Below are 10,560 nucleotides of genomic sequence, written 5' to 3' on the forward strand. Positions count from 1 at the left end.
GCCGCCGCGCTGGGAGCGGCGCAGCAGGCCCTGGCGCAGCCGCTGCTCAGCTGTGCGCAGCTGCGCAGCAAGCTCGGCGGCATGCGGCACAGCCAGCTCCGCCGCCGCCGTAGGAGTCGCCGCCCGGAGATCGGCGGCGAAATCGGCGATCGTGAAGTCGGTCTCATGACCGACGGCCGAGATCACCGGAATCTTCGAGCCGGCGATTGCACGTGCGACGGCTTCTTCGTTGAAGGCCCACAGTTCCTCCAGTGAACCGCCGCCGCGGCCGACGATCAGCACGTCGGCCTCGCCCATGGCGTTCATGTTCTGAATCGCCTTCACAATGGATGGGCCGGCCCCCTTGCCCTGCACCAGCACGGGATAGAGCACAACCGCCACCTGCGGAAAACGCCGCTGGAGGGTGATAATAATATCCCGTACAGCTGCGCCCGTCGGGGAAGTTATGACCCCGACACAACGCGGAAAGTGCGGCAGCGGCCGCTTGCGCTCCGCTGCAAACAGCCCTTCCTGCTCCAGCTTGCGCTTGAGCTGCTCGTAAGCCATATACAGGCTGCCGATTCCGTCAGGCTGCATATGGGTCGCATAGAACTGGTACTGCCCGTCCCGTTCATACACCGTTACATTGCCTCTGGCAATCACCTTGGTGCCTTCCTTGGGAACAAAGGGCAGCCGCTGGTTATGCGAGGCGAACATAATCGCTTTGATCCGGCTGCTCTCATCCTTCAGCGTAAAATACATATGGCCGCTGCCATGATGGGTGAAATTCGAGATTTCACCGCGAATCCATACATCCGAGAGCAAAACATCCGAATCCAGCTTCATGCGGATATATTTGTTAAGATCCTTGATGGATAAGACTTGCCGTTCTGCCGCCATAGAGCAGCCTATTCCAAGCCGTGGCGGCGTTTGGCCGCAATCAGCGTATTGCTCATCAGCATTGTAATGGTCATTGGGCCTACGCCGCCCGGAACTGGCGTAATGAAGCCGGCCACTTCCTTGGCGCTTTCGTAATCCACATCTCCCGCAAGCTTGCCGTTATCCAGACGGTTCATCCCCACATCGATTACAACTGCTCCCGGTTTCACATATGAGCCGTCAATGAAATTGGCGCGGCCGATCGCCACTACCAGGATATCTGCCTGGCGGCTGAGCTCAGCCATATTTGCTGTGCGGGAATGACACATCGTCACTGTAGCATTCTCGCGCTGCAGCAGCAGGGAAACCGGCTTGCCGACAATATTGCTGCGCCCGATCACTACAGCATGTTTACCGGATAGTCCTGTGCCAGTACGCTTGATCAATTCAATAACACCTGCAGGTGTACAAGGCAGCAGACTGTCATCACCGATCACCAGATTGCCCACGTTCACCGGATGGAAACCGTCAACATCCTTCTCCACAGCGATAGCATCAATGACCGCTTTCTCTTCAATATGCTTAGGAAGCGGCAGCTGGACAAGAATTCCGTCAATGTTGTCACGGCTGTTCAGCTCTGCCACAAGCGTGAGCAGTTCTTCCTGCGTAGTCGAAGCAGCCAGTCTGTGCACTTCGGAATGGAAGCCCAGTTCTATGCAAGACTTCTCTTTATTGCGGACATAGACCTGAGAAGCCGGATCTTCACCGACAAGCACGACAGCAAGACCGGGCTTCACGCCGCGTTCGGCCAGTTGTTTAACCTGCTGGGCAATGTCAATACGAATTTCGTCTGATACTTGTTTACCGCTGATGATTGCTGCTGTCATGTAAGTCTCTCCCCTTTTATCTACTGTAGATGGATGCTAAACCGTTAATGCGTTATCGTTCGTTCGGTTTACAGATCGCCCTTCAGCGTGTCAACCTCTTGAATCATTTTCCCCAGTACACCATTCACGAATTTTCCGGAGTCTTCCGTACCGAAATGCTTGGCCAGATCAATCGCTTCATTGACGGCAACCTTAGCCGGCACATCATCTGCAAAGACCATTTCAAAGGTGGCCAGACGCAGAATTTGGCGGTCAACGCGCGACAGGCGGCTCATCTGCCAGCCCTTTAAATAATGCTCCAGCATGTCGTCAATTGCGGCCTTATGCTCCCACACGCCGTTCACATGCTGCACAACATACGCCTTCAGCTCAATCTCATCCGTAATTACATGCTCCGTCTCATTCTCATCTGCAGCCTCGGCAATCAGCATCTCTACGGCTTCCGCACTGTCTACATCGTTCATTTCCATCTGGTACAGGCTCTGGACAATAATCTCTCTTGCTAAACGTCTCTTCATGTGTTCCTCCTACAATCTTATCTCGCATACTTTTATATTGGTATTCCATTGTTTCTTGCTGTTTATAAAATAAATAATTGTATTTCATGCAGCTATTTTGAGCTAATATCAGCAAATTCTATCCCTAATTGTATTTCGTACAATTAAAAATCAGAAAAAGGGCTATTTCTGTGTTCGTTCCTGGATTTAATTGTACGAAATACAGTTAAACCAACATTGAGGTGTCTTAACAGCTTTTAGTTGCACAAACTACAATTACACTACTCTCTTCGTAACTTTTCTTCACAACAAGACATGGTTTTCTAGCTCAGAAACAGGTAGATTCTTATCATCAAAAAAACCGCATAGCCTTTCTTCCGGCAAGCCAGGCAACTCAAAGTGACGGGTTCCATGCTCCGGGAGAAAGACTATCGCGGTTCACTTGAAGGGACGCCAGCGCCCGGACAGCCGCTGAGCCAGCTCATGCCACTGAAACAGCGGGGGCTGTGCGGTATCCTTTCTTTTGCCGAGCGTATATCCGATGAACACTACCAGTGCAAAGAACAGCATATCCCAAAAACCGCTAATCAAATAAATCAATCCAAGAACAATACCGAAGGTTACTCCGGTAATTCTACCCCCGTGACTTTCCCATACTTCTCTCCAGGGCATAAGGGAAACTCACCTCTATTCCACTCGACTTTTGAAGCTTGGAGACTGTGTGAGGTTGGCAATATAGACCGACACGTCTGCAACCGGAATGCCGGTTGTTTCCTGCACGAAATCGTGCACCTGACGCTGGACCTCCGTCGTAAGCAGCGGCAGCGAATGCTCGCCGTCCACTACTGCGCGGATCATAATCTCAAGCCCGGCCTGCGAAACGCGGATGCGCGACTTCAAGTCCCGGATGCCTTTGACTTTGCCGGCTGCTTTCAGGCTCAGGTTCTCAATCGTTTCCATGGAAATCTGTATGTCCCCGTATTCCGTACGCTGGTCTACCGAAGGCTGTGAAGCCCGGTCGCGGCGCAGAGAAATATAGAAGAACCGGATGCTGAGCAGGAACAGAATGACTGCCACCGCAATTGCAGCAATATAGGCGGCCGGACCATCCTGAATTTCCAGGGTATCGGGAATTGCGCCGCTTAGAAGGAGGATGGCAATTACAGATAATATTCCGATGCTTAAGCTGTACAGAAACAGCAGAAGCCTGTCCAAAATTTTTGCCACGAGTCTCATAACCTCCTTAAATTAGAGTAAACCCTCGACGGTGCTGTCGGGGGTTTATGGATAAACGATGGCCCTTATTTCACGCGGAGAACCGCTTCTGTATCTTCGTTCTTATCTACACTGCTGGTCGTTTTGAACTGCACATCATGAATATGCACATTCACTTCGACTACGGTCAAACCGGTCATTGTCTCGATGGAACGTTTAACGTTGCGCTGAATTTCACCGGCTACTTCCGGAAGACGGTTGCCATATTCAATAATGACGGACACATCTACTGCAGCCTCACGCTGTCCAACCTCTACTTTAACTCCTTTGGACAGGTTTTTGCGTCCGAGAAGCTCGACAATTCCTCCGGCAAATCCGCCGCTCATGCCAGCCACGCCTTTAACTTCTACGGTTGCCAAACCAGCGATAACCTCGATCACTTCTGGAGCGATCTGGATTTCGCCGATTTCCGTACGTTCATATTCCGTCGGCAATGTACTCATTTTGGACTTCAACCCTTTCAATAAAAAAGTTGTTCAACATTTCTAGCGGAGAGCACGTCTCTTATTAAACATACTATATCATTTGCCGAACTTTATGACAAACAATGTGAAGCCATCCTAAATTTCATACTCTTCAAGGAACTTGATATCGAAATTCCCGTCCAAAAACACAGGATGCTCCAGCAGCTTCTGATGGAATGGGATCGTGGTATGTATGCCTTCTACAGCAAATTCAGCGAGTGCCCGTTTCATCTTCGCAACCGCCTCCTGCCGCGTTGGCGCCCAGACGATCAGCTTGGCAATCATCGAGTCATAAAATGGCGAGATTGTATAGCCGGGATAAGCCGCACTGTCAACCCGTACTCCCAGTCCGCCCGGTGGCAGGTAAAATCCGATTTTGCCCGGCGAAGGCATAAAGTTACGTTCCGGATCCTCCGCATTGATACGGCATTCGATCGACCAGCCGTTGATCACGATGTCTTCCTGGGTGAAAGACAGCGGATTGCCTTCCGCCACCGAAATCATCTCCTTGATCAAATCAACGCCGGTCACCATCTCAGTTACCGGGTGTTCCACCTGAATTCTCGTATTCATCTCCATGAAGTAGAACTGCCCGTCCGGTCCCAGCAGAAACTCAAGGGTGCCTGCTCCGGAGTAATTCACGGCGAGTGCTGCACGTACAGCAGCCTGGCCCATCGCTTCACGGATATCCGGTGTCAGCACAGAGCAAGGCGCTTCTTCCACCAGCTTTTGGCGGCGGCGCTGCACGGAGCAGTCGCGTTCGCCCAGGTGAACCACATTTCCGTGATTGTCGGCAATGATCTGTATCTCCACGTGCTTCATGCCGGTAAGGAATTTCTCCAGGTATACTCCGGCATTGCCGAAGGCCTTCTGCGCTTCCTGCTGGGCAGCTGTAATCTGCTTCACCAGGGATTCCTCATCCTCGGCAATGCGGATGCCTTTGCCTCCGCCGCCTGCGGTAGCCTTAACAATGATCGGATAGCCGATATCGCGGCCCAGCATAACGGCTTCCTCAATATCCCCTACCAGCCCGTCAGAGCCGGGAATGATGGGAACACCGGCTAGCTTCATCGTTTCCTTGGCCACAGCCTTGTCGCCCATGCGGGTAATAGCATCCGGTGAAGGCCCGATAAAGGTGATATTGCAGGATTCGCAGATTTCTGCGAAATCGGCGTTCTCCGCCAGAAATCCGTAGCCCGGATGGATGGCATCGCACTCGGTTAAAGTAGCCACACTCATAATATTGGTAAAGTTCAGATAACTATCCTTGGACGGCATCGGGCCGATGCAGTAAGCTTCATCCGCCAGCCGGACATGCAGTGAATCCCGGTCAGGCTCTGAATAGACCGCGACGGTGGAAATGCCCAGTTCACGGCAAGCTCTAATGATGCGGACCGCGATTTCACCGCGGTTGGCGATCAGCACTTTTTGAATGTTCATGCGTTTCCTCCCAAAGTTTAACGAGGCCTGCTAGCTCCTCTAGTTCTGCGGCGTTTACTCCGGTTTTACCAGAAACAGCGGCTGGCCGTATTCTACAAGCTGGCCGTTCTCGGCAAGCACGGACACGATTTCGCCCTTAACTTCCGCTTCCAGCTCGTTCATCAGCTTCATCGCTTCAATGATACAGACCGTTGTTTTCTCATTCACCCGGTCTCCTACACTTACAAAGGACGGGTTTTCCGGAGAAGCTGCACTATAGAAGGTTCCTACCATCGGAGAAACAATTTTATGTAATGCTCCTTCGGCAGAAGAGACTTGCGGCTGCACAGCAGCTGGAATCTCACTTGAAACCGTAGGTGCTACATGCTGCGGGCTCTGAGGCTGGGGTGCCGGCGTAAAGGGATAGACATAAGGAGCCGCCTGAATTGCGTTGCCATCAGCTTCAGGGCGATCCGGTTTACGTATAGCCAGCTTCATGCCTTCGCTTTCAATCTCCAGCTCATGTACAGAGGAGGTCTGGTCCAGCAATTTAATCAATTCCTTAATCTCACTTAACTTGAACATTTAATAGTTCACTCCTTCAGCTTTCTCTCGAAGCCACTTTTCTGGTGCGGACAAGAAGAAACGACCATGCCATCCTTATAGGGACGATATCCGTTTCTGCGGGAAAGAGAAGGATCATTTATTGCGTAAAGCAAATAAATTCTTATCTTTCAGGCAAAAAACGGCTGCGCCGTTTCGCTATTCCTTGCATAGCTTCAGTTGTTTGCGCAATCCTGGGGTCGCTTTCATCAAGATAACTTTATGTATTATATCACAAACGCTAGAAATGGAAAGAGCCCGGGACAACCCGAGCTCTTTCGGCATTTTTTGCTGTATTCTTCAGTAAATTATTGCTCTGATACATATTGGACTCTGATCTTGTCCTGGGTGACGCTCAGTTCCTTCATAACGAGATCAACAATGCCAACCGCCTCTTTCACATCCAGCTTTTCACTCTGCACAACGACTGTGTAGCTCTCGCCTTTTTCTTCCTTGACGATGGCTTCCCCGTATTTTTGCTGTAATTTGGTTTCAATATCGTTGATTTTCGATTCTTTTTCTTCGAGCTTGCTGAGCTGCTCATGGGCAACCGCATTCTCGGCAGGCGTCTTCTCCATGTCATTGATCTGAGCAATCAGATCATTATAATTCTTAAGATTCTGCTGCTCGCGTTCAAAAAGATAATTGTTGAACAAGCTGCTTGCGGAGGAGCTTTGGGCGGCAACCTCTTCCAGAATTTCATCATCGCCCTTAGCCGGTGTATTGCCGGTTGAAGCACTCGCGGTGTCTTTATCTGCTGTAACAGGCTTATCTGAACCCCCACTGGCGGCGGCAGCAGCAGGTTTATCTTTAGAAGTCTCAGCGGCTTTGTTGTCCTCTGAAGCTGTAGCCGCTTTGCTGTCGTCTGTAATGGCAGCGGGGTCCGTAACAGCTGCAGGATCTGTAACAGCTGCTGTGCTGCTGTCATTGCCTGCTGCTGTATCCTTTGAATCAGCATCAGCTGCAAGCGCACCCTGTGTATCCACTTCATTGACAACCAGGCCGTTATCGAGCACCGTGGAGTCCGTTCCGCCTGTACCGTTATCCGCGCTGTCTACCTGGATTGTTCCCGCCGTTTCCTTGGGGATAGAAGCACCTGTGTCTTCCGTAAATAAATAGTATGCCGAGAGCACCACCATCAAGCTAAGCATGGAAACCAACCAAATTGTTTGTCTTTTGCCCTTCATTCTTATTCCTCCTAAAAATAATTATTGATAGCATTTACTTCTAAGTAATCGCTTCGCAAACTCACTTCACAGCCTGGAATCTATTCCTGCTTCCGCGGCACGACAGAGATGCGGTAGCTCGGCACATTCAGGCCTTTCTGGATCGCCTCTTCGATCAGTCCCCGGACGACCTTATTCTCCGCGCCTTTGGCGACGACAAGAACGCCGCGTACCTGGGGTTTGATCCGTTTGGTGATAATCGGGGTTTCGTCACCCGACTGGCTGTAGGTGACAATTTCACCATCTCTTGTGTATTGAGTCGTATGGCGTTTGCCGCCGCTGGCATCGGTCTCTTCACTCTGCTGCTGCGAATCATTCATATTCCGCTGCACTACGATTTCCTCTGTAGAATCTACCGTTACCATGATGTCCACGGTTCCGACACCGACGATTTTCTCCAGGATTTCCTTGGTGCGCTCCTCCATCGCCTGTTCAATTCCGTCAAAAGAATTCGGAGATCCCATATCCCCCTGCTGCAGGGTGGCCTGTGACGATTCGCTGACCGGCGGCTCCCGCCCCGTGTCCTCACTGTCCAGCTTCTTCACATTCACGAAGGAATTGAACAGCATGATCGCCGCACCCAGCAGTCCCAAAATGATCAGCCAGCGGAAGGTATGACTCCTTTTCGGACTGCCGGAGCCTCCCCCTGCCCATTGCTCCAGCTTCTTTAACCAATTGCCCACTTCTATCCCCCCTCGCAGGTTTCACTTCGCTTGTCATGATTTTCCTGTATCCGCCCCGCTGCCTACTACCTGAATCAATTCCCGCTCTAGATTCCAGTTCGCTTCCAGCAGCTTGATGATTGCCTCTATATCGTTGTTAGCCGCTTTTCCGGCAGTACTATCAGCACCGGACAGGTCTGCCTGTGAAGCAGCTGCCTCGGTGGCTGAAATGCCTGAATCTGCAATTCCCCCGCCAATATTCACCTGTACAGGAGCTACCGGCTCGATTTCAATCGGCCCTGTTCCTGCTGCGATATCTGTATCTACTCCCGTGCTGCCGGTCTGTGACGTTCTTGCAGCTGCCGGCAGCAATACAGTTACCGAAGAAATTACCGGAACCTCGTCACCGCCCAGACCGGCGGAGGATTTGCCCATGCCCAGCTTCACTGTAACTGTGGCTCCCTTAACGCCTGTACTGCCGGCAATCTGCTCCCGCATCTGTGCGGCGACTTCCTCTGCGGCCAGCTGGAGGCTCTGCTCCCTGGCTCCGGCTGCCAGCCTCCGCCCGTCCGCCAGAATTTTCTCCAGCGAACCTGCCCCTTTTCCCGCACCGGACAGCAGCCCGCCATCCTGCTCCTGCTGCACCATGGCGACGCTCAGCTCTTTCGCGGCATCCCCTTTCAGCAGGGAGACGATCGGGCTCAGCATCGTCAGCAGGACCAGCAGGCTGAGCACCAGCCTGGCGTAACGCTCCATCGACTTGCTTGGAAGCAGCATTTCCACAAAGGCAGCCATCAGGACCACCAGAATGAGCTCCCGCAGCCACCCGCCTAACCAGGTCATTGAGTACCTCCTGAAAGTTTTGTTGAGATTCCTTCTTCGAACTGCTTCGTACAAAACTCACTTCGAAAGCATCTGCTTAGTTTGTGAGCATCTGCTTCATGAACCTGCTTCGCAAACTGGCTTCGGAAGCATCCGCTTAAGTTTTGTTGAAATTTCTTCTTCGAACTGCTTCGTACAAAAATCACTTCGAAAGCATCTGCTTAGTTTGTGAGCATCTGCTTCCTTACCTCATCATGACGGTGACATTGCCGGCGGTCAGCATGATTGTGACAGCCAGGAAGAACATCAGGGAGACCGCGGCCAGTGCCGCGAATACATAGATCATGCTTTTGCCGATGGTCTGCAGGCAGGATACGATCGGTGTATCACCCAGCGGCTGCATCACAGCGGCGGCTACATTGTAGATCAGAGCCAGAACCAATATTTTGATTGCCGGAAATGCGCAAAGAAACAGGATAATAATGACGCCTGAGAGCCCGATTGCATTTTTCACAAGCAGTGAAGCCGAGATCACCGTGTCCGTGGCGTCCGCGAACATTTTGCCGATGACCGGCACGAAATTACCTGTAATGTATTTGGCGGCCCGGATCGTCACCCCGTCAGTCACCGAACTTGTGATGCCTCTGACCGAGATCACTCCGAGAAAAACCGTCAGCAGCACGCCCAGCAGTCCGGCACCGATATTGCGCAGCAGATTAGCCAGCTGGGTCAGCTTGTATTTGTCCGACATGGCGCTCACCAGGTGCAGCACCGCCGAGAAGAACAGCAGTGGAAACACGATGGTATGGATGAGCGTGCCTACGGTATGAATCATGAATACAATCAGCGGATGGGTGACGGACACGGTCACGATATTGCCCATGGAGGCCAGAAGTGCGAACAGCAGCGGAATCATGGCCATCATGAAGTCGATCATCCGGTCAATCGCATCCTTCGCATACCCGATGGCGATATTGAAACTGTTAACGGCAATGACGAGCACCACCATATAACAGAGCATGTAGGCGATTTTACTAACGGATTTCCGTTCAAAAGCGGTCTGCAGCGTCTCCAGAATCATACTCAGCACGCTGACCATTACGATCGTGACCAGCAGCTTGCCGTTATACAGCACTTCATGCCACATGAACCGGGTGAGCCCGGACAGGACACTTTTGAAGCTCAGCCCATCCTCACCGGGAAGCAGCATATCCATCAGCGACGGCGTTTTACCGTCCGGAAAAAATCCCCCGTACTCCTTCATCAGCTGATCCCAGTACGATTCCACCCCGTCCATCGGCAGGTTCTCCACCTGACCCTTGACCCATCCGTCAACGGGTGAGGACGAACCGCCTGAAGCTTGCGGAGCACTGGTGGCCCAGGCGGTATCCGCATACCAGAGAAACAGCAGGCAGGGCAGGAGGAGCAGCAGCATTTTTAATTTCGGAGGCCGGAATACACTGCGCTCACACATGGGTTTACCACCGCCTTTCTCTAGATTATTCTGAGCTTCAGCACGGTTCAGGCGGGCAGGAGCTTCATTACCGTTTCGATAATAATGCTGATGATCGGCACCGCCAGCACCATGATCAGGACCTTGCCGGCCAGCTCAATCTTGGAGGCGATCGACTCCTGCCCGGCATCACGCACAATCTGCGCCCCGAACTCCGCGATATAAGAAATTCCGATAATTTTGAATACGGTTTTGATGTAGATCATTTCCATTCCCGAGGACTCCGCCACCCGCTCCAGCGTCCCCAGAATCGTGCCGATCTTGCCGATCAGGAACAGGAAAATCAGTATGCCTGCCGCTGTAGTCAGCAGAAAGGCGAACATCGGCTTTTGTT

The 10,560-nt window shown here is 52.0% G+C and carries 13 protein-coding genes; all 13 read right to left on the reverse strand.

What is annotated here, in order from left to right:
• The coding region (xseA, locus tag AQR02_RS16950; RefSeq protein ID WP_245237513.1) for an exodeoxyribonuclease VII large subunit at window positions 1-879 on the reverse strand (879 nt) is incomplete at its 3' end.
• An 8-nt stretch (window positions 880-887) separates the two neighbouring features.
• The gene (gene folD / locus AQR02_RS16955; protein WP_054941491.1) at window positions 888-1,745 is read right to left on the reverse strand and encodes a bifunctional methylenetetrahydrofolate dehydrogenase/methenyltetrahydrofolate cyclohydrolase FolD; all 858 of its coding nucleotides are present in this window, start codon (window positions 1,743-1,745) and stop codon (window positions 888-890) included.
• Between the two features lie 68 nt (window positions 1,746-1,813).
• Window positions 1,814-2,263 carry a transcription antitermination factor NusB gene (gene nusB / locus AQR02_RS16960; protein ID WP_054941492.1) on the reverse strand — a complete coding sequence of 150 codons (450 nt, stop codon included), beginning with the start codon at window positions 2,261-2,263 and terminating at the stop codon, window positions 1,814-1,816.
• Window positions 2,264-2,680: 417 nt separating this feature from the next.
• Window positions 2,681-2,914, reverse strand: a complete 234-nt coding sequence (locus AQR02_RS16965; protein WP_054941493.1) for a DUF2273 domain-containing protein — start codon at window positions 2,912-2,914, stop codon at window positions 2,681-2,683.
• Between the two features lie 15 nt (window positions 2,915-2,929).
• Window positions 2,930-3,469, reverse strand: coding sequence for an alkaline shock response membrane anchor protein AmaP (amaP, locus tag AQR02_RS16970; RefSeq protein ID WP_054941494.1), 540 nt, complete (start codon window positions 3,467-3,469; stop codon window positions 2,930-2,932).
• 74 nt (window positions 3,470-3,543) lie between these two features.
• Window positions 3,544-3,960 carry an Asp23/Gls24 family envelope stress response protein gene (locus AQR02_RS16975; RefSeq protein WP_054941495.1) on the reverse strand — a complete coding sequence of 139 codons (417 nt, stop codon included), beginning with the start codon at window positions 3,958-3,960 and terminating at the stop codon, window positions 3,544-3,546.
• Window positions 3,961-4,077: 117 nt separating this feature from the next.
• Complete coding sequence (gene accC / locus AQR02_RS16980; RefSeq protein ID WP_054941496.1) at window positions 4,078-5,421, reverse strand: acetyl-CoA carboxylase biotin carboxylase subunit; 1,344 nt, start codon at window positions 5,419-5,421, stop codon at window positions 4,078-4,080.
• 54 nt (window positions 5,422-5,475) lie between these two features.
• Entirely contained in the window at window positions 5,476-5,985 is a 510-nt protein-coding gene (accB, locus tag AQR02_RS16985; RefSeq protein WP_054941497.1) for an acetyl-CoA carboxylase biotin carboxyl carrier protein, read from the reverse strand.
• 326 nt (window positions 5,986-6,311) lie between these two features.
• Window positions 6,312-7,190 carry a SpoIIIAH-like family protein gene (locus tag AQR02_RS16990; protein ID WP_054941498.1) on the reverse strand — a complete coding sequence of 293 codons (879 nt, stop codon included), beginning with the start codon at window positions 7,188-7,190 and terminating at the stop codon, window positions 6,312-6,314.
• Window positions 7,191-7,270: 80 nt separating this feature from the next.
• Entirely contained in the window at window positions 7,271-7,912 is a 642-nt protein-coding gene (gene spoIIIAG / locus AQR02_RS16995; protein ID WP_054941499.1) for a stage III sporulation protein AG, read from the reverse strand.
• 33 nt (window positions 7,913-7,945) lie between these two features.
• Window positions 7,946-8,734 (reverse strand): stage III sporulation protein AF, encoded by a 789-nt coding sequence (spoIIIAF, locus tag AQR02_RS17000; protein ID WP_054941500.1) that lies wholly within the window; start codon window positions 8,732-8,734, stop codon window positions 7,946-7,948.
• A 223-nt stretch (window positions 8,735-8,957) separates the two neighbouring features.
• Window positions 8,958-10,187 (reverse strand): stage III sporulation protein AE, encoded by a 1,230-nt coding sequence (spoIIIAE, locus tag AQR02_RS17005; protein WP_054941501.1) that lies wholly within the window; start codon window positions 10,185-10,187, stop codon window positions 8,958-8,960.
• Window positions 10,188-10,234: 47 nt separating this feature from the next.
• A partial coding sequence (spoIIIAD, locus tag AQR02_RS17010) for a stage III sporulation protein AD (RefSeq protein ID WP_245237514.1) occupies window positions 10,235-10,560 on the reverse strand: 326 nt, incomplete at its 5' end.

Source organism: Paenibacillus ihuae (assembly GCF_001368795.1).
Taxonomy (GTDB): domain Bacteria; phylum Bacillota; class Bacilli; order Paenibacillales; family Paenibacillaceae; genus Paenibacillus_AQ; species Paenibacillus_AQ ihuae.